General features: G+C 62.2%; 23 protein-coding genes and 2 pseudogenes. 12 read left to right on the top strand and 13 right to left on the bottom strand.

Features of this window, described 5'->3' with window-relative positions; all coding sequences use genetic code 11:
• Positions 1-114 precede the first annotated feature (114 nt).
• Positions 115-1455: an IS256 family transposase gene (locus C0J29_RS31290; RefSeq protein ID WP_055578468.1), complete on the bottom strand. Its 1341-nt coding sequence runs from the start codon at positions 1453-1455 to the stop codon at positions 115-117.
• A gap of 819 nt (positions 1456-2274) precedes the next feature.
• Here C0J29_RS31290 and C0J29_RS31285 point away from each other — a divergent pair.
• Positions 2275-3522 carry a hypothetical protein gene (locus tag C0J29_RS31285; protein ID WP_120795105.1) on the top strand — a complete coding sequence of 416 codons (1248 nt, stop codon included), beginning with the start codon at positions 2275-2277 and terminating at the stop codon, positions 3520-3522.
• 376 nt (positions 3523-3898) lie between these two features.
• Here C0J29_RS31285 and C0J29_RS31280 read toward each other — a convergent pair whose 3' ends face one another.
• A complete protein-coding gene (locus C0J29_RS31280) occupies positions 3899-5506 on the bottom strand; it encodes a zinc-ribbon domain-containing protein (RefSeq protein ID WP_242460709.1) in 1608 nt (535 codons plus the stop codon).
• Between the two features lie 206 nt (positions 5507-5712).
• Between C0J29_RS31280 and C0J29_RS33110 the strand changes: the two genes are divergently transcribed.
• The 8 genes and pseudogenes from C0J29_RS33110 to C0J29_RS31250 all read left to right on the top strand — a co-directional run bounded on the left by C0J29_RS33110 (position 5713) and on the right by C0J29_RS31250 (position 11384).
• Entirely contained in the window at positions 5713-5880 is a 168-nt protein-coding gene (locus tag C0J29_RS33110; protein WP_162951667.1) for a hypothetical protein, read from the top strand.
• 136 nt (positions 5881-6016) lie between these two features.
• Positions 6017-7117 (top strand): hypothetical protein, encoded by a 1101-nt coding sequence (locus tag C0J29_RS31275; protein WP_139809423.1) that lies wholly within the window; start codon positions 6017-6019, stop codon positions 7115-7117.
• A 105-nt stretch (positions 7118-7222) separates the two neighbouring features.
• Positions 7223-7597: a hypothetical protein gene (locus C0J29_RS31270; protein WP_242460710.1), complete on the top strand. Its 375-nt coding sequence runs from the start codon at positions 7223-7225 to the stop codon at positions 7595-7597.
• Positions 7598-7649: 52 nt separating this feature from the next.
• Positions 7650-9197 (top strand): IS1182 family transposase, encoded by a 1548-nt coding sequence (locus C0J29_RS31265; protein ID WP_120795104.1) that lies wholly within the window; start codon positions 7650-7652, stop codon positions 9195-9197.
• Positions 9198-9511: 314 nt separating this feature from the next.
• A complete protein-coding gene (locus tag C0J29_RS34220; RefSeq protein ID WP_242460711.1) occupies positions 9512-9757 on the top strand; it encodes a hypothetical protein in 246 nt (81 codons plus the stop codon).
• 440 nt (positions 9758-10197) lie between these two features.
• Positions 10198-10359: pseudogene (locus tag C0J29_RS34215) on the top strand (transposase); the annotation flags it as partial.
• 225 nt (positions 10360-10584) lie between these two features.
• On the top strand, positions 10585-10944 hold the full coding sequence (locus C0J29_RS33100; protein ID WP_162951666.1) for an IS3 family transposase: 360 nt from the start codon (positions 10585-10587) through the stop codon (positions 10942-10944).
• Positions 10945-10946: 2 nt separating this feature from the next.
• Positions 10947-11384, top strand: coding sequence for a DDE-type integrase/transposase/recombinase (locus C0J29_RS31250; RefSeq protein ID WP_162951665.1), 438 nt, complete (start codon positions 10947-10949; stop codon positions 11382-11384).
• Positions 11385-11720: 336 nt separating this feature from the next.
• On the opposite strand, the gene C0J29_RS31245 is transcribed toward C0J29_RS31250, so the two are convergent.
• A complete protein-coding gene (locus tag C0J29_RS31245; RefSeq protein WP_084023646.1) occupies positions 11721-12476 on the bottom strand; it encodes a TetR/AcrR family transcriptional regulator in 756 nt (251 codons plus the stop codon).
• A gap of 158 nt (positions 12477-12634) precedes the next feature.
• On the opposite strand from C0J29_RS31245, the gene C0J29_RS31240 reads away from it, so the two are divergent.
• Positions 12635-13078 carry an anti-sigma factor antagonist gene (locus C0J29_RS31240; protein WP_084023643.1) on the top strand — a complete coding sequence of 148 codons (444 nt, stop codon included), beginning with the start codon at positions 12635-12637 and terminating at the stop codon, positions 13076-13078.
• 472 nt (positions 13079-13550) lie between these two features.
• On the opposite strand, the gene C0J29_RS31235 is transcribed toward C0J29_RS31240, so the two are convergent.
• The 8 genes and pseudogenes from C0J29_RS31235 to ricR form a co-directional block, all read right to left on the bottom strand.
• The gene (locus C0J29_RS31235) at positions 13551-13874 is read right to left on the bottom strand and encodes an STAS domain-containing protein (protein WP_162951664.1); all 324 of its coding nucleotides are present in this window, start codon (positions 13872-13874) and stop codon (positions 13551-13553) included.
• A 407-nt stretch (positions 13875-14281) separates the two neighbouring features.
• Positions 14282-14701 (bottom strand): four-helix bundle copper-binding protein, encoded by a 420-nt coding sequence (locus tag C0J29_RS34210; RefSeq protein WP_482808823.1) that lies wholly within the window; start codon positions 14699-14701, stop codon positions 14282-14284.
• A gap of 13 nt (positions 14702-14714) precedes the next feature.
• The gene (locus C0J29_RS31225) at positions 14715-15902 is read right to left on the bottom strand and encodes an NAD(P)/FAD-dependent oxidoreductase (RefSeq protein WP_084023645.1); all 1188 of its coding nucleotides are present in this window, start codon (positions 15900-15902) and stop codon (positions 14715-14717) included.
• A gap of 119 nt (positions 15903-16021) precedes the next feature.
• The gene (locus C0J29_RS31220) at positions 16022-17413 is read right to left on the bottom strand and encodes an ISNCY family transposase (protein WP_425272101.1); all 1392 of its coding nucleotides are present in this window, start codon (positions 17411-17413) and stop codon (positions 16022-16024) included.
• Positions 17414-17502: 89 nt separating this feature from the next.
• A complete protein-coding gene (locus C0J29_RS33095; RefSeq protein WP_162951663.1) occupies positions 17503-17679 on the bottom strand; it encodes a hypothetical protein in 177 nt (58 codons plus the stop codon).
• A gap of 940 nt (positions 17680-18619) precedes the next feature.
• Positions 18620-19099: a hypothetical protein gene (locus C0J29_RS31215; protein WP_139809455.1), complete on the bottom strand. Its 480-nt coding sequence runs from the start codon at positions 19097-19099 to the stop codon at positions 18620-18622.
• Positions 19100-19472: 373 nt separating this feature from the next.
• Positions 19473-19769: pseudogene (locus C0J29_RS31210) on the bottom strand (hypothetical protein); the annotation flags it as partial.
• A gap of 469 nt (positions 19770-20238) precedes the next feature.
• Positions 20239-20529, bottom strand: a complete 291-nt coding sequence (ricR, locus tag C0J29_RS31205; protein WP_084023523.1) for a copper-sensing transcriptional repressor RicR — start codon at positions 20527-20529, stop codon at positions 20239-20241.
• Positions 20530-21327: 798 nt separating this feature from the next.
• Between ricR and C0J29_RS31195 the strand changes: the two genes are divergently transcribed.
• Positions 21328-21597, top strand: a complete 270-nt coding sequence (locus C0J29_RS31195) for an SHOCT domain-containing protein (RefSeq protein ID WP_084023521.1) — start codon at positions 21328-21330, stop codon at positions 21595-21597.
• 164 nt (positions 21598-21761) lie between these two features.
• Here the strand turns inward: C0J29_RS31195 and C0J29_RS31190 are convergent, their stop codons facing one another.
• Together C0J29_RS31190 and C0J29_RS31185 are read right to left on the bottom strand one after the other, a co-directional pair.
• A complete protein-coding gene (locus C0J29_RS31190) occupies positions 21762-22154 on the bottom strand; it encodes a type II toxin-antitoxin system VapC family toxin (protein WP_084023520.1) in 393 nt (130 codons plus the stop codon).
• Positions 22151-22420 (bottom strand): hypothetical protein, encoded by a 270-nt coding sequence (locus C0J29_RS31185; protein ID WP_084023519.1) that lies wholly within the window; start codon positions 22418-22420, stop codon positions 22151-22153. The genes C0J29_RS31190 and C0J29_RS31185 overlap by 4 nt, the downstream gene beginning before the upstream one ends.
• An 868-nt stretch (positions 22421-23288) precedes the next feature.
• Between C0J29_RS31185 and C0J29_RS31180 the strand changes: the two genes are divergently transcribed.
• Positions 23289-23471 (top strand): antitoxin VbhA family protein, encoded by a 183-nt coding sequence (locus C0J29_RS31180; RefSeq protein WP_084023532.1) that lies wholly within the window; start codon positions 23289-23291, stop codon positions 23469-23471.
• Positions 23472-23475 lie beyond the last annotated feature (4 nt).

Raw genomic sequence — 23475 nt, 5'->3', positions numbered from 1 at the left:
GGGGGTAGGGTCAAAGGTCCCTAGTTGGGGCTTACGGTATCGACCGCCACTGGTGGTGGCGTCCGTAATCCGGTGTAAATGGTCCTTCGGAGCTTCTGGCTTCGGTGGGTGATGTTACGCCGTTGCGCTGATGGCTTCGGTGGTGCTGCTCGCGGAGTCTGGGGCGTGCTGGGGCCGTAGTTGTCGGGGTGGGTGCAGCAGGCTGCGGCGTAGGTCTTGGAGCTGGCGTACCCCGGCCGGGGTCATGGCGAGTCCGCGCCAGCCGCGAGATGCGCGGTCCAGTACGGCCCAGGCGATGCTGACACAGCTGGTTTCGCCGGGGAAGCGACCGATAACCTTTGTGCGGCGGCGGGTTTCACCGAAGGTGCGTTCGATGAAGTTCGAATGCCGAATACGGTGCTGATGTTCGGGCGGGAACCGCAGGTAAGCGGTCAGGCCCGCGCGGTCGGTGAGCAGGATCTTCATCGCCGCGGGGTAGGTGGGTGCGTAGCGGGCCGCGAACACGTCCAGTCGGGCGTCGATGAGTTCGACGAGGTTGGGGCCGGCCTCGGTGGTGGCCTCGGCGGTGTCGAAGCAGGCCCAGTAGCCGTCGCGGATCTCGGCCTGCATCCCGGCGGGAATCTTGGCCAGCACGTTGCGGACTCGGTGAATCAGGCAGCGTTGACGCAGCGCGGTCGGGAAGATCTGCTCGATCGCCGCGATCAGGCCGGCCGCGCCGTCGGAGACGACCAGCAGCGGACACCCCAGCCCCCGCTCGGTGAGATCGGTCAGGAAACCCGCCCAGGCGTCGGTGGACTCCACCACTCCGGGGGCCAGGCCCACGAAGATGGGCTTGCCGGCGGTGGTGATGCCCCACGCGGCCAGGATCGGCTCGGCTGGTGAGCCGGGATGCATCCGGAAGAAGGAGGCATCCAGGAACAGGTAATCGAGCACCACATCGCCGAGCGGGCGCCGCGCCCAGGTGTCGTACTCGGTCTTGATGGCTTGACATATCTGGGAGACAGTCGATTTCGAGATCGCGGCCTGATCACCCAGCGCATCGGCGAGGGTGGCTTCGACATCGCGCACCGACAGCCCGCGCACGAACGAAGCGATCACCAGCGATTCCAGCGCGTTGGTCTTGGTGACGTGCTTGCCGAACAGCCGTGAGGCGAACGCGGCGGTCGTGCCGCGCAGCTTGGGCCGCTCCAGGGTGATCGGACCGGCAGTGGTCTTGACCGTCGCAGCCCGATAACCGTTACGCGCACCGGGCTGCGCGTCTGCTGCGGTGGCGCTGCGTTGGTAGCGCTCACGGCCCAAGAACTCGGTAATCTCGGCCTCCAACGCGGCCTGCATCAGCAACTGCGCACCCAGCCGTGCCACCTCCTCCAGGATCTCGGGCAACTCACGATCCGAGGCGAACAACTCGTCGATCTTGGCGCGAACACGATCGGTCGGCGATACTCGTGCAGGCACGGGCGTAGGTCCTTTCCTTCGATGACTTGGCGGTCTCGAAGCAGAACCTACGCCCGGCCCCTTTTACACCGGCTTTAGGACGCGACCCCACTGGTTGCGCTCGTGGGTAATGCGGAAGCCGGGCACGTTATCGGCGCAGGCAGCAAATCCGAAATACAGTGTTGTGCAAAGAAATAGCGGATGTGCAATGGCTTACTGGTAAGCCGCCATATTCGATCCCGCCGGATTCCTCCCGATGCGCAGCAGTGAATCGGGTGAAACGCGACAGGGGAGAGGTGCTGACTGCTGGCCAGATCGCCACCGGCGGCCGGGACAGATCTTGTATCGGTCTGCGGCATGAGATGTTTGCTGACTGCCCGATGGGGCCTGCAGTGGACCGCGCAGAGCATCACGGCCTTGCTCCCCCCACTGCCGCGAAGTTAGCGACCGGTTCATCGAGATAGCAGCACCATCGAACGCCTGCGAGGTCGATGTCGGCCAGGACCTCCGCCAGCTTCTGGGGTCTGTGCCCGGGTCAGTGCACGACCAGCCGTGTTGCCTTAGTGCCGGCGCCCTAGCCCGGGTGCTGGTTGAACCCGCCAAGGACTTGGCGGCAGTGCACCCTAAGCGTTGCCGCCCGACCGCTCGTTACCCCCGCGGCTCGGCGACATAACGCCGGCGACTTGTCGGGACAAAATCGATGAATCCGTAGGTAGTCATATCTAGTGATAAAACGGCCAACAATACTGAGAACGGATGGCGACACGTATATTATTTAACCTTTGCAAGTCCGTGTGAAAACGTGACTTTCAAGTTGCTACGGATTGGTATCATGGGGTTATGGATGATCTGCTCGCGAATATTATTTCGTTCTACCTAGATTCTCGCGACTTCAATGGTCTACCAATTTACGAGCCAGATAAAATTGACGTCGATGCGGCTTCTGAGCTGGTTCGGCAAGGCCTCGTTCAGGTTGTCAGCGACGAAGACTATATGAACCCCCATATCCGCCCATGGCCATCCGGGCGTTCGATCGAAGATCAGGTCGATTCACTGCAGCGGATAAAAAACAACGAATACATGGTGTGCCTGTATCCGACTGCGGTGGCGATGAAGGATTATGACTTTAGCGATCGATACAAGGATCGCCCCTATCATCGCCGGATGGCCGAGGGCAAAGGAGCACTTGAGCTTGCCTTCTTCCGGTACGACGTTCTGGAGCCGTACCGGAATGATCCTCGTTTCGTGTTTAGGTTTAACGACTACGGCGTCGATATCTGGCTGAACGACGACCTTTACATCGATGAATCAGAGCCTGAAGCCGATAAGACCGCTATTGACCATGTCGGATTCGCATACGACCTATCCAAGTTTGACAAGGATGATCCGGACTCCGAAATCCGGCGTCTTGTGTGCGCATTCTACGTTGATCTTTGTAAACTCAACTCCGCTCATCAGCTGCGATGGAGCACCTACGAGGTTGAGCCGGGACCAGACGTTGCGCCGCATCACATCTGGTGGGGTTCGCAAATGGGGCACTGGCCCGACGGGATGGGCCCGTTCGAACGCTTCTTCTTCGAGCTCAAGACGCTGAACAAACTGTTCGCGGATGCTCATCGAGTAGATCTAGTTTCTACGGTGGACAGACCCGATGGTCTCGGATGGATTCTGCGGCCATCGCAAAGCGAGTTTGACTCGTTTGTCCATCAGCTTGACAAGCTGCTGTCGGACAATCTACGACACAAGGCGTTCGATGAACTCGGCATCGATCGAAGGAATGATGCGGACGAACTCATCGGCAGTCTCAATCGCCTCGATCTAACGCTGGAGCGCTTCGGAGTTTCTGAATCTGCCCGCAGCGAGGTCCTCGAGCCGCTACGCAATGTCAGGCGCTTACGTCAGAAGCCGGCACACGCGTTGAGAGAGAACGTGACTAACGCGACCTTCGTGCATCACCAGGCTTCGCTGCTGCGGGATGTGACGACGTCAGTAGAGCTGTTACGCCGCTTCTGGCAGACGCATCCGGCCAATGCGGGCTGGAAGGAACCCGAGCATGCGACTGAGGATGCGAGGTCGTACTGGCTGTAATTCCAAGAGCGCGGCTTATCGATAGGAAGGCGGAACGACGACGCCTGTTGTGTCCGTTCGCACCACCGACCGGCCGTTGTAGTGCCGAGGGATCGACTGTTCAATTCACGTAAACGTGTAAGTCCAGTCCGTCGTCCCGTAGTCTCCGCGGTACGTGGAGCCTACGGGTCCCCGGAAGGCATTGACTCTCCGTCGCAGTCGCGAGTAGCGCAGCTCGGTGAGCACTTCATAGCGGACTTTCCGTTCGAGGTGACTGATCAAGCCGTCTACGCGGTGGGTGCGGAACTTGCGTCATTGGCCGGCGGCGATCCCGGGTGGGCCACAGCTCCCGTCCCGCGGCCGGATCAGCCTGCCCCAGTTCGCGGACGCTCAAGGCTCATGTCCAGGCCTCTGCATCCGCCTCGATCAGTTCCTTGATAAGTACCGCGGTGGCCTGCGGGTCCGGGGCGGTCGCGTAGACGACGAGCTCTGAATACCGCGGGTCGTTGATTTCCAACGACCGCAGCGGATGCTCCCTGAGCCGCACCACTCGGTAGCCCCCAGCGACCAGGTCCAGACTCTTGGCGCGGTCGATATCGACCTTGTCCTTGTGCCAATAGCCGCCGTCGTACTCGATCACCAGAGTCCGTGAGTCCGGGAGCGGAACGGTGATGTCGGCCGTCCACGTCGGCCGACGGGTGAAGTCGATGGACCGCAGCTTGACCCCTGACCGGGCTTTGCCGAAGATCTCATGCGCCGCGGCGAGGTGATCGAGTTCGACTTTCGACTTGCCTGTCTCACGGCATTCGGGGCAGTCGCTGCCGTTGGTCCGCGAGGTCAGAGTCGCTATCCACAGGTGGGTCGGATCGTTCGAGCAGACCCATTCGGGGGCGAATAAGGTCGTTCCGTTCGGCCGCACGTGCCAGGCAGTCACCGGGTTTCGAGGAGACCACTCGTTCGCCAACAGCGGGAACTGATAGGCGAGCGAGTCGAGGATCGTGCGGCACTGTGGGCACAGATAACGCTGGTACTTGTTTCTGTCGCGCACTGACTCTTCCCACTCGTGTCCGCACGCGGCGTCGCGCCACCACACCGACCGCTTCGAAGTGTGGACGACGGCGTCTGGAGTCAGCTTCCCGTTCCGCGTGGGGTGCCACTGCGCTGCGACCTCAGGGTGCTCCTGCGCGAGCGTCGACGTGGCCTTGGACTTCCTGGTCTCGGCAGATCGGCAGTGCGGACAGCCAGATTGCAAGAACGTGTACGGACTGATCCGTGGGCGATGTCCGTTGGTGCATCTGAACCGCCGCAGTTCCCATCCGCCGGCGATCGGGACTCTCCGCGGATCCGCTGGGTCGTCCCACGCCGCAGCGAGCATCGGATGGTCGGCGACCGCCGTCGCCTTGAGCGCGTCGTACTCGTTCCGCCAGGCGGCTCGCCGCTCGTCCTCGCAGGATGGGCACTGCGGGTGCTCGACCATTTCCCTGACCGAGCAAGTGAACTCACACGAGCAGGTTGGACATACCCATGCCACTACGCGTGTGGCGGCCTTCGACGCCGTGTCGAAGTCGGCCTGCGAGTTCACCGTGTGGTCCCACCAAGTAAGCGCCTCGGTGCCGGAGTCTTTGAACAGCGCGGCGCGTTGGCGCGCCTTGGCTGTACTCACCGTCGCCTTCGAGGCCGACTTCCCGTTGCGCGAGCAGGCGCAGCCGAACCCGATGTCGCCGAGCCGCTCGGCCGACAACTTCTGGCACTGCCGGCATCGGACATGGTGGGGGTCGTCGGCCAGCGACGGCGAGGTGAGCGGGCCAAGGTACTCGTAGCCGTGGGCCTCGGCGTGGGCACGCGCATCGTCGATCGACGGTGCGGGCCGCTGCAGGTGGGAGCGCTGCATGGCTGCCCAGTCCCGCCAATGGCACGCACGGCAGGTAGCCAGTTTCGAAGAGTTGTTTCCGACGACGTAGTCGAGCTTGTGATGCGCCCGCGTCCCGCAGGTCAGACACTCCATGAGTGTGAACGCGTTCGCCTTGGCAACAGGTTCAAGACCCCTCATGCCCCCGACGCGCAGGATCTCGTCGATACAGGTCGCGCACCATGACGGCTTCGTGCGTGTGCCGAACGCTGCGGGGTTCGAACACCCCTCGGTGGAACACGTCTGGGTAGTGCTGGACGTCATGGCTCATTGTCGCCCCCGCGATCAAAGACGCCAATGACTTGCACCTCGAGCTGGCCGAGTTCGGCGTCGATGCCGAGGAATTCGCCGCCGGCCCGCGGAATCTCTACGAGGGGCCAGGGCGGCTATTCGTCGACGACATCGCCGAGATCGACCGCAACCCCTTCCCACAAGCCCGAGCGATCGATGGACGGAACCTGGCGCGGTGAGCGATGACGTACCCGCGGGCAGATGTGCGTGTGCGTGTTGTGGCACGGGATCGCACGCCGAAATTGAGTTGACCCATGAAGCGACCGCGAGGAGCATGACCAAGGCCGTTATGAACGTAGGGAGGTGGTATGTGCCGTGGCCGCCACATATGCGATTCGCGACGATGTGATCTGGCCGAGGAATCTGGTCCTGCCCCCTCGACCACCGGCGCTTGTCTATCTCGACATGCTGGGGTGGATCAACATGGCCGAGGTAGATGCGGGTAATACGGCGCCTGCTGGCTACGCGCGTGTCCTGGAAGCCTGCCGCCGGGCCAGAAGCGAAGGTAGAGCATTGTTCCCGCTGTCGTCCACGGCAGCGATCGAGCTCTACAACATCGCCGATGTCAGTCGTCGCCGTGCCCGTGTCGCGGTGATGGAACAGCTGTCGGGGTTCTCCTATCTCCTTGGGCGGCCGCAACTCCAAAGGCTTGAGGTCGAGTCCGCATTCGACGAGCTTCCTGGAGTATCCATCCCGTCCCGCAGTCCGATCGGCCTCATCGGGCCGAGCCTGCTGTGGGCGTTCGGCATGCGGGGTGGCCTGATCACCAACGCGCCGGATGCGGACGCGATCGCCAGGCAGATCTGCCAAGGGATAGGTATCGATCCCGGTAACGACGCGTGGGCAAGTTTGGAGCTGTGGGCCGAGCGTGCGCTGCTCACCGGCCCCGACGACCACGAGGATCCCCAGTTGCAGGCCGCAGGGTATTCCCTCGCCGGTTGGCGCAACATCTTGACGAAGCGCGCCGAGCAGGAACAAGAACTTGTGACGCTGCTCAATGCCGATCCTGCGTTGCGGCAAGGAAATCTGCGGGATGTGGTCGGCGCGCGGGAAATGAGCATCGAGCTTCTTGACGTAATCAACACGGCGATCGCCGGGACCTCGGCAAGTGCCTTCGATGAGATCGATCGCACCCAAATCCGCGACATCAGCGATCGCATGCCGTCCACGCGTGTGGCAGTGTCGCTGAAGACGATTTACCACAAGAACGCCCAGCACGTGTGGACCCCCAACGACATCCACGACATCGACGCGCTATCGGTCGCGGTGCCCTACTGCGACATCGTGTTCACCGATAAGGCTATGCGGGACAAGGTGATCAGCTGTCGGGAACTGTCAGTTTTCAAAACCGAGATGCCGCGTAAACCTGACGACTTGGCCGACGTTATCGATGCCCTGCCTTCGGCGGGGCAGTGACCTTCGGGGATGGCGCGCTGACACGATGGCGCCCTCATGTATCCCGTAGAGATGTGTCGAGGAGTTCGTAGAGGGGGATAGCGGATAATGCCTTCGATCCCACCGATGGTCGTCAAACTCCGCGACGAGCAAGGCCGCACTTCTGACTTGGTTTTGCCGGGGCCGAAGGGCATCCGGTTCGTCGTCGGCAAGCCAGGGCGCCATTCAGCGGTGTGGCGGATGTGGGGCGGCAAAACCGTTGCGGACGTGTACATCGCCGTGAAGGACATCGTCGAGTACCAGAAGTGGAGCCTGCATCCGAAGGGCAAATGGCGGCACGCCTGGGTCAAATCCGCTAAGGCGTCGGCGAGAGCCACGGAACTAGGTCACCAAGGTGACCGGGCGATCCAGGAGTGGGATCCGCCGGACGAGATCGGCGGCACCGGATTGCGGCGCGGACTTGAGATCCGTGTGCGTCATCAAGACCTAGGAGACTGCTGAATAATCCCGCGGGTCGGAGGGTGTTTGGCCTGGTTTTCGGGATGATTAGTGGGTGCAGGGTCGGTCTGATGATCAGCGTGAGTTCTTGGATGCCGAGTCAGTAGCGGGGCATCTCCTCAAGGGCGACAGCGTGTTTGCGTTCCTGGCGGCGCATCGCCAGGAGTTATTCCCCGAAAGGATGTTCGCCGATCTGTTCCCGTCGCGACGCGGCCGTCCGAGCGTGCCTGCTGAGGTGATGGCCAGTGTGATCACTCTGCAGGCTCTGCACGGGCTTTCTGATAACGAAACCGTGGACGCGGTGACGTTTGATCTGCGCTGGAAAGCCGCATGTGGGCTGCCGGTGACCGCGCCGGCGTTTCATTCCACAACGTTGACCTATTGGCGGCGCCGGCTGGCCGCCTCGGATGCGCCGAACCGGATCTTTGAAGCAGTCAAAGCCGTGGTGGCCCAGACCGGGGTGCTCAGTGGCCGCACCCGCCGTGCTCTGGATTCAACGGTGCTCGATGACGCGGTGGCCACCCAGGACACCGTGACTCAGTTGATCGGCGCGATCCGGCGGGTCGGTCGTGAGGTGGTGGGCGCATCGGAGGTGATCGAGGCGCACTGCACGGCCCATGACTACACCGATCCGGGAAAACCCGCGATCGCCTGGGATGACGCGGCAGCGCGGGCGCGGTTGGTCGACGGGTTGGTCAGTGATGCGCATCGCCTGTTGGGATATCTGCCCGATCAAGGACTGGGGCCACGCGCCGCGGAGGCGGTGGCGTTGTTGGCGCTGATCGCCGGCCAGGACGTCGAACCCGTCGAGGGCTCGGATGGCACTGACGGGCACTGGCGCATCGCCCAGAAAGTGTCCGGTGATCGGGTGATCTCCACGGTGGATCCACAGGCACGGCACGTGCATAAGACGGTGACGCGCCGCCAGGACGGCTACAAAGCCCATATTGCGGTTGAACCCGATACCGGGATCATCACCGATTGCGCCCTGACCGCCGCCAACGGCATCGACAATCACGAAGCCACGGTGGGGTTAGCGCTGCTGGAGGGTGAGGATTCCCCGGTCACTGTGCTGGCCGATTCCGCGTACGGGACCGGCGTGTTCCGCGCCGAACTGGTCGCGCGATCTCACATCGACCGGGTCAAACCCGCACCCACGCGCACAGCATTTCCCAGCGGGTTCAATGTCGATGACTTCGTTGTCAACCATGACGCCCGCACGGCGACCTGCCCGGCCGGAGTGACCCAATCGATCAGCCCTGCCGGGTATGCCGCTTTCGGCAAGGCGTGCACCGGGTGCCTGCTGCGCACACGGTGCACCGCCAATGCCTCCGGTAAATCCTTGCGGGTCCGCCCATACGACGCGCTGCAACGAGCCGTCCGCCGCCAGGCACGAACACCGCAGTGGCGCAACGAATACCGCCAACATCGGCCGATGGTCGAACGCGCTATCGCCTGGCTGACCCGAGGCAACCGCAAACTGCGCTACCGCGGCACCACCAGAAACGACCACTGGCTGCACCACCGTGTCGCGGCACTGAACCTGCGACGCCTCATCAATCTAGGCCTGACCCGCACCGACACCGGCTGGGCCCTCGCCTGACCACCACGCAAGCCCGGGCCTTGCCCCACTTGCCACCCAACTGCGAACCTGTACAACGGCGGGGTGACCTCTCTTGTCGACCTCCACGGTCTGACTTCATTCAGCGCCAACGAGCGCCTCGAGGCACCCCGCCCCACTAACTGCACTTATTCAGCAGTCTCCTAGTCGATGTCGCCGAGCCCAAAGAGTTGAAGCCGGAAACAATCTGGCTTCCCACTCCGCCCGAGGGCCACGAGGTGCGTATTTGCGTGTTCGTTGCTCGTGCACTTCAGCCTGGCATGATCGACGTGCCAGGGTTCACACCGTTCGCCGGTATGAGAGTCCCCAACGGGATTGCCGCGGTGCTGATCTGCGAGACTCGTCCGGTTGAGCCGCAACACGGCGCCGACCTCGAGCGGGCGGTCAGCCACATTCTCGCGACCGTGCGAGAGAAGGGGACTGACCTCAGCGCCCCCGATGTGCGGTTAATCATCGGATTCGACCACGACCTGACGGGCGGCAAGATCGTCTACGACGTCGCGCAGCCGCGCGCGGCGTCCGAGTTTAGGCGCGCACCATAGCTTCTAGCGTTCACCCACTCCGAGTTTCGGCGATCTCCTGGATAGTCGTGGTCGGTTCCTCGGGAAGAAGCTGCTTGGATAATGACGAGCATCGGTGCGGCGCTGAAGCCGCTGGGCCTGCCGGCCTCGCTGAAGCAGACCCAAGCGCTCACTGGGCATCGGCCGGAGTGCTCACAATTGTTTAACAAGTTGGTTAGACGATGAAACTAGTCACCGCGACGGCAAACGACGCGAGTCTACGAACTTGCGCGAGAACTGGGTTGGACACCGCGTCAGCTCCTCGACGAATTGCGCCGACGAGGTTGAGTTCGTCAAGTCGGCCGCCAGCGTTCTGGTGGCGTGTTCCCCGTGAATGAGTCCAACAGATCTGTACCCGTGTTGTAGGTCCACGGTTTTGAGAGTTGAGGGCAGAGTGATCATCAGGAGGTCACATACCCCGTATGTATCCGGCGTCGGTCCGCCGGCAAATCGTTGCCCGGTTGCGATCAGGTGAAGCGGTCGCCGCAGTTGCGCTCGAGACCGGGGTTTGTCAGGCCACCCTCTTTCGGTGGAAGCGCCAGGCACTCATCGATGCCGGCGTCGTGGAGGGCGTGCCCAGTGTCGAGGCCGACGAACTGGCCGCCGCCCGCAGGCGCATCGCTGCGCTCGAAGCTGAGCTGGCACTGACTCGAGACGCCTGCGAGCTGTTCGACGAGCAGGCGGTGGTGCCCCCAAAACGCCGACGCGCGATCGTTGAAGGGTTGATCGCGCGCGGACATTCAGCCCGATCGGCCTGCCGGATAACAGGATTAGCGCGTTCCCTGCTGCAATACCACCGCAGAAGACCAGTGCCCGACCGCGAGATCCGTCGCCTCATCGTGGCCGACACCATCATCGAGATCCACCAGCGTTCCCGTTGCACCTACGGGCGCCGGCGTGTCCGCGCCGCACCGCTGGCCGATTACGAGATGAACGTCAACCTCAAGCTGGTTAACTCGATCATGGGCGAGCACGGCCTGTACGGGCTACCGCGACCCGGGCGCCGCATCCCCAGATTGATCCGGGTAGCCACCCCAGAGGACCTGGTGCATCGGCACTTCACTGCGACTCAACCGAACGAACTGTGGTGTACCGATATCACCGAGCATCCTGCGCGCGACGGCAAGGTGGGGTCTGCTGCGCAATCCTGGACTGTTTCTCGCGGATGATTGTGGCTCGCACGTTTTCCACCACCGCGGACACCGCGCTGGTCAACAACGCAGTGAATATGGCCGTTGGCAACCGAAATCGCAGGGGCGCAACCATTCTGCACGCCGATCACGGCACGCAGTTCACGTCCTGGAGCTTCGGGGAGAACATGCAACGCTGGGGCCTGCTGGCTTCGTTCGGCACCGTTGGCGACTGTTACGACAACGCCGCCATGGAGTCGTTCTGGGCCCGGCTGCAGGTCGAGCTACTCAACACACGCAAATGGGCAACTACCTTCGAGTTGGCCGCGGCAATGGCTGACGTCCGCCGGCCCGAACGCGTCGGCGACTGCGGGTGTGACCGAGCTGGCCGGTCCAAGCGTCGGCTGAGCAGGCAGCTGCGGTTGTTAGCCCTGCTCCATTCGGCAGGTTGCACATGGCCAATTGAGGATTGCCCGTAAGGGGTGGAAAGGAGCCAGCTGTTGTTCGGCCCGGTCAGCTCGCGGGCTGTCGAGCCCCTCGGCGGCTAAGTTCGGCTTCACGGGCGACGGCGGCAATGGCGGCAGTGGCGGCCAAGGTGGCACCGGTGAGCCGAGCGGGACCCCAAGAGCATTCGATGAACACGGCCGATAATCACGCCGGCGGGCGGCAGCAACCGGCTGATTCATCAGATGAAAACGGCGACATTTTTCATGGATAATGACGATTATCCATCATGAAATCGCCTATTTGCAGAATCTGTTTGCTGTGACGAAATATGCTGTAGGACATTAGGTTTCGTCTGCACGCGCTTCGAATTAGTGCCGGACCAACAGTTCGAGTCGGTCGAAAAGGGCCGTTAGCGACTCGTCAAACTCGGCGGCGCTGTGATCCTGCGAGAGCATGGCCTGCAGGCGGCACAGGTGTGGGTAGTCGGATGAATTCAAGTTACGTGCGTCCGCTGCTTGAAGCAGGGCTTCATCGGGGTGCATCCGGGCCCCGTGGGTCGACACTTCTAGCAGTAGGTGACCCACCAGGCAGGTGGTGTAGGCGCGGTACGCGGTGACTGCGGCGGGGTCGTCGAACCCGTAAGAGATTAAAGTATCCAGAAAGCTTTCCATCCAGCGCAGGCTGCGCAATGGTGGTCGCACCCAGGGTGTTTCCGGCGCTTGGGTGGCGATGAGGGGAAACACTTGCGGGTGGTCGAGGGCAATTTCTCGTACACCGTGTGCGAGCCGTAACAGGTAGTCCTGCCAGCAGTCTTCTTGTCTGCGAGCGCTGAGTTGATCGGTGTAAAGCCGGTCGATGATGTGGTCGACCACCCCGTTAAGGAGGTCGCCACGGCCGCGTACGTGCCGATATAGCGCCATTGCTTCCACACCGCAGGCCGCGCCCAGCCGGCGCATCGTCAGACTCGGCAGACCATGCCGGTCGATAAGAGCGATGGCCGTGTCGAGGATGAACTCGCGACTCAATCGCGGCGGGCCCTCACCGGTGCCACCGCAGATGGTGGCAGTGTCGGCCTCGTCGGTCTCGGCGAGCCCAGGCCCACAATCGACGGTTTGGTTGTCCATCATAATTACCCATCCTAACGACATTAAGGCGTACCGGTCCAGGTTGGTGTTTACATCGTAAACGCCGCGGCGTACAGTCGGAGATTGTCACGCCGTCTTCAGAACGCAGGGCGCATTTGGTTTGGCGCCTGGCGCGCGCAAGACGTTAGGAGCCTCCCATGAGTTCCCAAAACTCGTTCATTCCTGGCCCTCGGTTGAGCGAATGTCTCGCGTCGGCGATAAACCATTCGGGCAGTATGCTTCGTGCCACCGTGGAACGTAGCAGTACAGTCATGCTGCTTCGCGTGGGCGGGGAAATCGACGCGGCCAACAGAGATACGTGGCAGTGTCTGGTTGATGAGGTCGCAGCCGCCACCACCGCACCCGGTCTGCTCGTTGTCGATACCAGTGGAATGGATTTCATGGCATCAGTCGCGTTTCGCGTGCTGATCGAACAGTCGGCACGATGCCGCGTCCGCGGAATCACACTGTGTCTGGTCAGCAATCAACCAATTGTCGCTCGCATCATGGGTGCTGCCTGGGCGGGAGTCGAGCTGCCTTTTTATCAGAGTGTCGACGCCGCGTTGCATGACTACCGTCCGTCGCAACTTAGCCGGCACTAGGCCTGTTAACGCCTTGGCCAACGCGTGCGTTATTTGATGCGTAACCGCCCGCGGGGCTCAGGGCCGATCGCGTTTCGTTTCGCCGAGGGATGCGGGTACTCAGCTACGGCCGGTTAAACTGATTGGCGCGGATTGCCGCTTCGGTGAAGTCGGCGGATTGATGGGGTAGTAGCCTATTTTTGTCGATGATTTGCTAGGCGATCTGGACCAGTTTCAGTGAAGAACCGTATCCGATAACGGTGGCTTAATTGGTTATCCGCTCAGGACGGGAGTGCTGATTGTGATTATGGGTGATTTCAGCGAAGGCTCGGCCGTCCTTGCAGATGGTGCAGCACAGAGTCGTGCCACGGCATGCGGGCCTCAGCAAGTACTCAGGTGAAAAGTAGAAAACCCCTTTTCGGTGCGTTTGCTAGCTGGTCGTCCTGACCGACCGAGGCATGGTCATTGTGGATGAGCGGCAACGCCCGGCCCTTCATGGTGGCTCTGCGCGGGGTGGCGGTGCTGTCCATAAGCCTTTGCGGGCCTCGGCCACGCTAGGATAGATCGCGATGACGGTGTCAAGGCCGGTGAGCCGAAGCGGTCTAGCTGTGGCCGGGCCGTCAGCGACCACTGCGTAAGCCGTAGTGTCGGTGGCGTGGTGAGCCTGGACAAGCACGTCGATGCCCACCGCAGTCATGAATTCGACGTGGGACAAATCGATGATGAGCACGGCGGGCCGTTGTTTGAGAACCTCGTTGACGCGGTGAGCAAAGTGTGGCGTGGTCGCGAGGTCAATAATTCCCGATGCCGACAGCACGAGAACTGCTCCGTCATATGATTCTAAAAGACGAAGTCCGTGAGAGGAATTCACCGTATCCTGTGACCCCGCTGGCTGGTATCGGCGTGCCTGAAGGCTGCTGGCTGCCGCCGGCACTCGTCAATGTCGTTGAGTGTTCAATGTGCGTCTGCGTGAAATCTGATGTGGATGACGCCTCTTGCTGGGCGTGCGATGATAGCGGGAGGGTGTCCCCCAAATTGGCGCGTAGTGGCGATCAGCGCGGAGGCCCGTCCAGTTAGGTGTCCCCGGCCGACAACATCGGGCATCGGCCCACGGTCGCGTATACCTCATACCCCTAGACGGTACCACATGTGGCCAATCTCGCCCCACAACCAACATGGGTTGCTCTGCGGTGACGGCTTGACCCGAGGCCACCGAGAAGGCGGTCAGTCAAACGCGGGCAGTTGTTGCGAGGAAAGTGCGCCAAGCGGTGAACCGCGAGCCTTCAAACCTGGACCATAGGGATGGCGAATCATGCCGCGCTGCGGCGCATAGGTGCGCTTCGACGTCGCTCGACCGAAATAATGGTGATCGTTGTCGTGCTTGTCGCCCTCGGCCGCGCACGCGTCACAAATTTCTGCGCACAGCTGGCACAACTGGGCCGCCCAGCGCGATCCGCGCGACACCAGCGTCACACACGCCGCGCAGATCGCGGCGCAGTCCAGGCATAACCGCACGCAGTCCGCCATCGACGCGTCATTGACGCAACTGCTGGCGCACGCCTCACACGCCGCCTGGCATTCCGCGCACGCATCCAGACAGGCCTGGTTCCCCGCTACCGCCAGGAGAAAACCTCCGCCAGCCACTACTCCTGGCCTATCAGCTCACGTTTGGGTCGCGGGGTTTGGTAGCCCAATGGTTGGCCCAGTCGCGTTCTTCTTGTTGCTTGAGCTGGTGTAGCTCCTTGGAGGGTGCGACGAGTTCGACTGCTGGGTCGGGCAGCGCGTAGAAGTCGCCGATTCCGCGCGCGGATTCGTGGTCGCCTGTGTCGATGAAGCAGTATCCATGGCCGTTGAATGCGGTCGTCTCGGATGCGATGCCGAGGAACTGCAGGGCGCCGCCCACCGCGGTTTTCGCGTGGCCTTTGGCCATGATTGCCGCTTTGGGCAGGGGCCGGCCGCTGGGGGTGGTGATCCCGGTGATATCGCCGATTGCCCAAACGCCTTCGTGTTCGGTGGCCAAGGTGTGGGCGTCGACGCTGATCCAGCCCGAGTGCCCGGCCAACCCGGACGCCGGTTCGTGGGGAGGGACGAACAGGAGCAGGTCAAACGGTGCGGTGATTTCGTCTTGGAAATGAATTAACCGGGCGGCCGCGTCGACGCTTTGGCATTGCATGTTTGGGTGAAAACCGATGTGCGCGTCTTCGAGCAGGGTCATCAGCTTTCTGCCTGGGCCGGTGCCCGCTGAGGGCATCGGCTGAGGCTCCACCGTGAAGATGTCGATCTGTGTGTGAGTTCGTCTTCCGTGTTCGATGAGGTAGTCATGGATGAGCATCGCGCCCTCGTAGGGTGCGACCGGGCAACGATATGGGAGCGACGGAATGAGCACGGCGACGTTCCCGCCGGCAAAACCCTTTAGCGCGTGGTGCGCGTGATCCGCCTCGACGATGCTGTAGAAGTGGTGGGCGACTCCCGCGGCGGCCGCTTCGGCGAGCCCGGGTACTATGCCCGGGTTGTTTCTGGCGCCGAGCGCCACGATGAGCGCGTCATAATCCGCGGCAAAGTGCTCACCTAGCACCTTTTTGCGCTGGGTATCGATGGTGGTGACGGTGCCGGTGATGGTGTGGACGCCGTCGAGCGCCTGGTCACTGGGCGTAAGTGTGGCTTGTTCGGCGGTCCGCCAGCCCCGCATGATCCAGGGCAAGGCGAAGCCTTGAAAATGGGTGAAATCCTGGTCGATCAGGGTGACCTCAAGATCGCTGTTGCTAAGCATCTTTCGTTGTCTCAACTCGCCGATGGCGGTGAGTCCTCCGATGCCCGCGCCGAGTATCACGAGATTCTTCGTCATGGTTGCTTGGCCTTTCTGAGTTCTATTTGGTTAGCTACTTCGACCTGAAAAAGGGTTGATGGCGACGGCTTCGTCGGTGGCAGTGACGGCGGGTGCTCGGTGCTGGCGGGAGTTTGTTGTCATGAGGCCAGGGCGCTGATCTTGACGAGGTTGTGGGCGAACACCCCGTGTCCGCACCAGGTCCTGGCTCCGGTGAGGGTGGTCAATTCCGTGCGGTTCCAGCTGTAGCTGCGTTTGAGGTGGTTGATGCGTCCTTCGCATCCGGTTCGCCATTTGATTTTGGCGCGGAACGCTTTTCGGTGTTCGAACTCGCGGCGAGCGGCACTCGGTTTACTGGCACGCGGAATCGCGACATGGCGGACTCCTTGCTCGTGCAGATCGTTTTCGACCGAGGCGTATCCGTAGCCGCGATCGGCGGTAACTGCCCTGGGGGCGTGGCCGGCGCGGCGAGTGATCCGGGCGATCGCTGGAGCCAACTGCGGGGCATCGGCGGGGTTTCCGATCTCGACGCTGTGGTCGAGGATGACTCCATCGGCGTTATCGACGACCTGGGCTTTGTAGCCGAACTCCACGGGCTTGCCCAGTCGTCCTTTGCGGATCGGGCGGGCATCGGGGTCGTGGAAACTGACCAGCCGGCTCGCCGAGTCCGGCATCACCCCGGTCAGGCGGCTACGGGCTTGGGTGACCACGCGTTGGGCCTTATCCATGATCGCGGCCAAGTCGTTGATCGCTCGAGATAGCCGAGCCCGGCGGACCCCGGTCGCGTTGCGCACAGCCCGGCGGGCATTGCGCCGCACCGCGGCCGCTTCCCGCATCGCCGATTCGGCGATGCCGGCCAACTCCCCGGTGATCCGCGCGACCACGGCTTGAGCTTCCTCACGGGCCACCGCACCGCGAAGCCGCAGTTTGGAGGCGATCGAGCGGGCCCGCTGGCCCGCTGAGCGGCTGCGGTCACGGGCATGGGTACGCACCGCCCCGCCAGCGTTGTGGATGCGGGTGATGGTGCGGGCGATCGTGGTCACCGCCTTGGCCAGGAGCCCCGAGTCGGTCGGATAGGCCACTGCGGCCTCAACCACGGTGGTGTCAGCACGCACCTTGTCAGTGCGCAACAGTTTGGCGTCGGCGGCCTTGGCCAACAAGGCCTCATTGAGGCCGGCCACTGCAGCGTCCCCACACCGAGTGGTCAGTTTCATCAGCGTGGTGGGGTGCGGCACACGCGTCCCGAACGGAATCCGGCAAAACCGTTGCCAGGAAATCGAATCGCCGACCTCACGGCACAACGCCTCAAAGCCCAGCCGGTAGCGGAACTTCAAGAACATCATCCGCAGATAGGTCTCCATCGGAATCGACGGACGACCGATACGGGTGTCGAAGTACGGCGTGAACGGCGCGAAGAACACCGGATCATCTAGCAGCGCGTCTACCCGCCCCAACTCCCTCGGTAACACCAACAGCTCCGGCGGCAGGATTGCATCCCACAACGACAACTGGTCATTTACAGTTCTAAGCACGATGGCCTCGATCCCTTCTAGCCCAAGGGTTCGAGGCCATCATCTCGTCAAACAAAGCCCAATTCAGCCACCGCCACGCCCTGACTTTTTCAGGTCGAAGTAGCTAGTTCGATTTGTCCCCCCGAGATGAACCCGCGGATTGCGATCAGGTTGCCGTCTCTGGCGTTGTTGGCCAGCGTGAGCTGTTCGGTTCGCGCGTCAACGGTTTTCGCATCGGTGCTTGGCAACATCGATGTCCAGCACGGCAGGTCGATCTGCTGATTCACGTCCCCAGCGCAATGCGCCGGCAGCGCAGCGCAGGCGACGGGGTCAAATAGTCCGCGTTCTGCTGAGGGCCACTGGCATTGCTGACCGGTCCTGAATTGTCGCACTGATTCACCGGCCGCCGTCGCCGGTGGCCACGACGCCTGAAGCCAAGGCGAGGAATAGGTAATCCAACCCGGCCTCGGTTAGTGGTCGGGGCGGCGCCGGGGGAACCGCAGGCAGGACGCACGACCGTGAACCCGGCGCGCTCAAGGGCGCGGATATCGCGGCCAGCTGGGTCGCGACGTTCGTGCACTCGCGGCCCGTTCAATCATGGCGATCAGGCCGCGCGCATGGTCCATGGGTCCGCTGCCAGCGGCTGCAGCGCTGCGATGCGGACCTCGTCGTCAATCATTAGCCTCCTTCCCTCGTCCTCGCCTAAAAACATATTACCCCAGGGGGTATACGAGACTACCCGGTGCTATCGAGCGGTAAACCATCAGGCGAGCGCCTGGCGATCCGTCGAGACCCGAGGGCGAGGCGATCGTGTAGGGCCCGACGACTGCAGCATCGCCACGCCCGAGGCCACCGACCTCGATTCGGTCACCGACGCAGGCGTTGCCGCCTCGGTGAACGGCCGCTGCGTGCTGGCGGGCAACCACGCCTGCCGGCCGTCTCCGCTATCGACGTCGGCAGCATCACAGCCAGGCCAGTGCCGATGGCCAGACCGGGCCGGCTGGCCCCCTACCCGTGGCTGGAACCGAGCATGGGCGGCACTACCGAACGCAGAGCACACCAAACTACGGGATGGTTCAAAGGACTAATCTTTGAAACGTGGGAAGGGGAAGATTGTTGTTTGTTCGTTCGCTCAACAATCCCCAACCTGGGGGTGCTTGGATATGGTCGAATCGCGCGCGACGCGGTCAACCTCATCGCACCTTGTGCTCACTTGGACCCTAGATCTCACTCGGCCCGCGAGAACCGAGGTTGATTCTCGCTGCGTAGAAGCTCACGAAGCCGCTTGGCCCCAAGAGCGGATACACCCTGGGAGATCGCATAACTGGCAGCCTGGCATGGATCCAACATTCCAGCACGCACATGCGCAATGAGGCTGCTTCGCGCGTAGCGCTTTTCGTCGGTTCCTGCCCAATCGTTGTGCCCACCGTACAATATGACCGTATCGAGATCTCGGCGCACCTGATCGGGAATACTGTGTGACGAAACGCTTTTGGTCGGCAGGCTGATCGCGTCGGCACCGGCCGCCCACCCACTCAGCGGGAATACCGACCCTTCCACCGCCACCAACGAGTATCCCCGAGCAAGTTCCATGGCGAACCGTAACGATCGTGGGTGCGGAAGGTATGCGAACACCGGCGCATTTTTGAACCGGCATTCGGTTTGAGGTGTCGCATGGCCACCGGCGCGGACGATCTCGTCGAGCACTCGCATCCCCCATCCACCACGGCGGTCAGTATTCGTCACAAGAATTGGCGCCACCCTTTCGACCGCGCAACGGCTCCAAATCCACTCGGCCGCGAGTTGTGCCGCATCTTCCCAGGGGCGAAAGAACTCATCGTCTGGCACCCATGCTGCCGAACGAAGGTGTGTACGCGGGTGCAAGTCCATAGCACCTACCCGATTCAGACCATACGTGTTACGTGGCAACCTTCCACTGTCGTTGCCGGCCAATGCCAGGAATAGAGACCTTCTGCCCCGCGTTGAAGTGGCTTAGGTCCCTACCCCCGCCGGGTATCGGCTCCGGGCAGTGAATCCGAACGTCCCCTACGTGTCGCCGTATTGAAAACGATTGTCACAATCAGTAAGGTTTGAAGTCGGCTAAGGGTGTGAGGGGTGTCAGTATGGCCACCGACTCGTTCCCGGCATCGGATGCGCGACGCCTGCGGTCATGCAACACGTTGGCGACCGCGAGAGCTACGCACGCGACGGCCGCCGGAATCAGCGCATGGTCGCCGATGCGGCCGCCAAGTATCACGCCAGCGGCAGCACCGCCGATGAACAGCATGACAGTCGCAGTCAAGACGGCAGCCTTCCAGTTGTCCATTCCGTGACGGTGGCTGCGCGCCACAAGTAGGCCGAGGTCAGCACCAAGACCATCTGCTTCTCCACGGACTCGGGCCTGCTACCGTCGCCTGCAGGCCGTGCATCCGCCAGTTAGGCCAGCACCAGACAGAGCCAGGCGGACGGCGAAAGTCGTTGGCTTCCTGGGCTATTTGGCTAGGGTCGCGGTGTGCCCGGGGGCGTCGGAGCCGTTGTCGATGACGGCCGGCAAAATAGTCTTGGCTACAGGTGATCAGTCGTTGCACGTGCAATCGGGGTGACCGCACTTGCAGCCAGCGGCATGGGTGCAAGTGGAGTCGCCACACGTGCAGCCGGTGGATTTACAGTGGCAAGGTTCAGCTATATTTATCACTGGGACGATACCCCGGTAGGGTACTAGCGTCAACGTTTTGCCTGCATTCCTGGCTGGGAACTTAAGTCACCCGCCCATAACCCGAGCTTGTGGATGCCAAGATGCTCGCCCCCCCTCGTCCAACCGCAATGGCGCAATCACGCGGTAGCGATCACGAGCGAACGAGTCGTGCGATGGCGGCGGAGGCCTCGGCGAGCTTCACCTGGGCCTCGTCGCCGCCCTCGGTGATCGCGTCGCTCACGCAGTGGTCAAGGTGCTCGTCGAGCAGGTTTAACGCCACTGACCGCAAAGCACTGCTGACGGCGCTGATCTGGGTCAGGACGTCGATGCAGTACTTGTCCTCGTCGATCATCTTCGCGATGCCGCGGACCTGACCCTCGATTCGGCGCAGCCGCTTGGCGTAGCTGTCCTTGTGCGCTACGTACCCGTATGTGGCTGCCACCTAGCCTCCCAGCATCTTCGTCATCGGTTCGATCTCAGCCCAATTGCTGCGTAATGACACTATTCTCGACCACTAACAGGACGGCAATGTCAACGCTGGACACCATGAACTCCTCGGGAGCGTGGACTAAATTAGGGTTTGCGCTGTGGACGGCGCCCCGGGATGGCCGGCCGCGCGAGGTCGTTCATGCGGGCCCGGTACGTCTCAGCATCGATCTCCCCAGACAGCCGCTGTCGGACGATGAGCGCCTCCGCGATCAGGGCCCGACACCGCAAGAGACTCGCACCCATGTCCGACGGCAATGGGTCGGATAGCCGAGCGATTGGCTCTGGCGGTGTTTCTTTGCGACGCGGCTGGTATCTTCGCATGATCGCCGCGGTCGTGGTCGCGACGTAGATGAGCAGCATCACAACACCAATCAGCACGGCGGGCCAGTAGCCGCTCGTGATCTATCCGTATGCCGCCATGACGGTACTTACCTTTTCCGCTACCGCAGCGCAAGCCGCTGCACATCTGGTCTAGCATGGCCCATTATACCCCCTGGGGGTAGGGACTTACGTCACTTCTCATGGGTCTTTAGCCGACGCACGCCTCCGCCCCCAATAGCGTGGGCTTCCGCCTCGAACTAACGCACCGGACGGCCTGCCTGATACCACCGCGGGCCCACATGCGGCCGCCGCAAGATTGAGGGTCGAAGGTCATTGGACACTTGTGTCCTACGGCCCCTGCGGCCCAGGTCGTCGCGAGAGAGACTGGAGTAAGCAGCTTTCGGGCTGCCCCGATTGGAGGCTAACCACGATGATGTTCTGGTACGACCACAACATGGGCTGGTGGGGATGGGCCGGAATGGGCGTCGGCATGGTTCTGTTCTGGGCGCTGATTATCGCCGGCATTGTTGCCCTCATCGCCTACGTCACGCGAGATCGCCAAAACCGCCAAATCCCCCCCGAACTAAGCTCGACAACCTCGCCGGAACAGGTGCTCGCCGCTCGGTTCGCGCGCGGTGAGATCAACGAAACCGAATACCGCGACCGACTGGCTGTGTTGCGCGATCACGCGCATCCGTGACGTAACCAGGTACGGCAGATTTCGCAAAGCTCTATAAACAGCGGCGATAAGTCACGACGGCAACGAACCCCTCGATTTTCACGATCCGCCTTATCCTGACGCGACGACTAATGTTGGCGCGCCGCGAGCGGCCAGGCCGTGCTTGATTGCCAACAGGGCAGCACTTAACCAGCGGTGGCCGCAACGGTCAGGCCAATGCTCTTCGCGCGCTTCACAAGTGTGTCGTCAAAAGTGGCAATTGCGGCGTGATGGCGCTCGGCGGTGTACAGCACGCAGCAATCGGGCAGCTTGAGGCCAGTCGTTGCGCGCAACTCACCCAGGCGGTGTGCGGCGTCGGCTGGTAGTTCCAGGCTTCTGATTGCCAACTGCGCTAATAGCTGCTCGAGGCGATCTGCTTGGCCGGCCCGTGACGCGCCGACGTAAACCTCGGCAAGGGTGACGACGCTGGAAGCGAACGAATCAGTCAGGTGTGCCTTCAGTAGTGCCGTCGCGTCACCATGATGCGAGTCGGCCGGCTCGAAGTGCCCGATGAGCACGCTCGCGTCAAGGACGATCACGCGGGCCAGTCTTCGCGGAGCTCGTGCAGGTAATTGGGCCCGAAGACGCCGGCCAGCGCTCCAGCCGTCGCATCGATTGACTGCTCGCGAGCGTCTTCGGCCGTCACACGATCGTGCACCAGGGTGTTTCGGCCTAAGAGGATAAGTCGCCGCAGCAACGCACCCGGCTTGTCGGCGAGGTCAGGCCATGTTTTCGCGGCCATTTCCAGGGCGCCGGCAATATCGTCGGTTTCGGTGATGGCGTGTCGCCGGTTGGTGGTTGGCATACCCGAAGTGTAACACCGAGCACAGTAGTGTCACACCTGAATGTGTGGCCCGGTACACCTCGGAGCGTTTGAATACCGGGACCGCCGACGCCCGCGCCGATGTCTACGCCCTGGCGGCGTGCGTTCCATAGCTCGCTAAGAGGTGGTCGTCGAATCGTGACTGAGCAACTTCATAAACGTGTAGACGCTGAGGTCGCGGCGTTGGCCAGTTCGGTGGCGCCCACTGAAACGGTTGGCGTGACGACCCGTCGACCCCATGGCAAGGATAGGCACAAGTGATCTGGTGATCGGGTGATTCGGTGATCGGGTCCAGTGGTGTGCCGGTGGTTGGAGTGGTCGGGCGGCCAAAGAGCCGCCCGTCCCGGGCTCGCGGTGGTCAGCGGCCGCGCCGCGGCGTAGATATCGAAACCTGTTGTCCATGCCCCGTTGTCGGGTTTTCGTCACTGTGACAATTTGACTGGCGCAAGCCAGCTTGGGAGAGTTGCCCGGGCAATGTCGGTGAACCGATGGCATCATGAATCCCGGCTATATTGTCGTCAGGACGACGTAACGAATATCGCACTCTGGCAGAGCAGTAAGAACATCGGACAATCAATTCCATTGTGCTGCAATTCATTTCGCCGATAATAGTGACTATGTCAGGCCCAACGAGTCCCGGACGCGTTGGAAATCTTGAGTGTCGGCTTCGGTTCGGTCGAATCGTCGGCAGTTTCCTCCCGGGAAAGCAGGCAAGAACCTCGGCGCATCCGCGCACGACTTCGTCGATGGATTGGCGAGGAGGGCAAACTACAGCCACGTATTCGCGCTTCCACCCAATGTCAGCCGCGTCGACTATCCTGGAGGAACTTAAGCGAGGGTGGTGTCCCGGGTGACCGAGCTGCAGAAGGCCAAGCGCCGCGTCAAAGCCGTGCGCGCAATCCGCCGCAGCACTGAACTAGAGGGTTCCCGCAGCACCAACGCAACGCGCGCCGACCAGGTGGCCTATGCCCGCGGAACCATCACCGCCGCCGAGCTGCGCGATCGCGTCCGGCGCCGATACCACGTGCAGTAACCGA

The organism is Mycobacterium paragordonae, assembly GCF_003614435.1.
Classification (GTDB): Bacteria; Actinomycetota; Actinomycetes; order Mycobacteriales; family Mycobacteriaceae; genus Mycobacterium; species Mycobacterium paragordonae.
The sequence above is the reverse complement of the archived record's forward strand: the minus strand, read 5'-3'. Positions and strand labels throughout refer to the sequence as shown.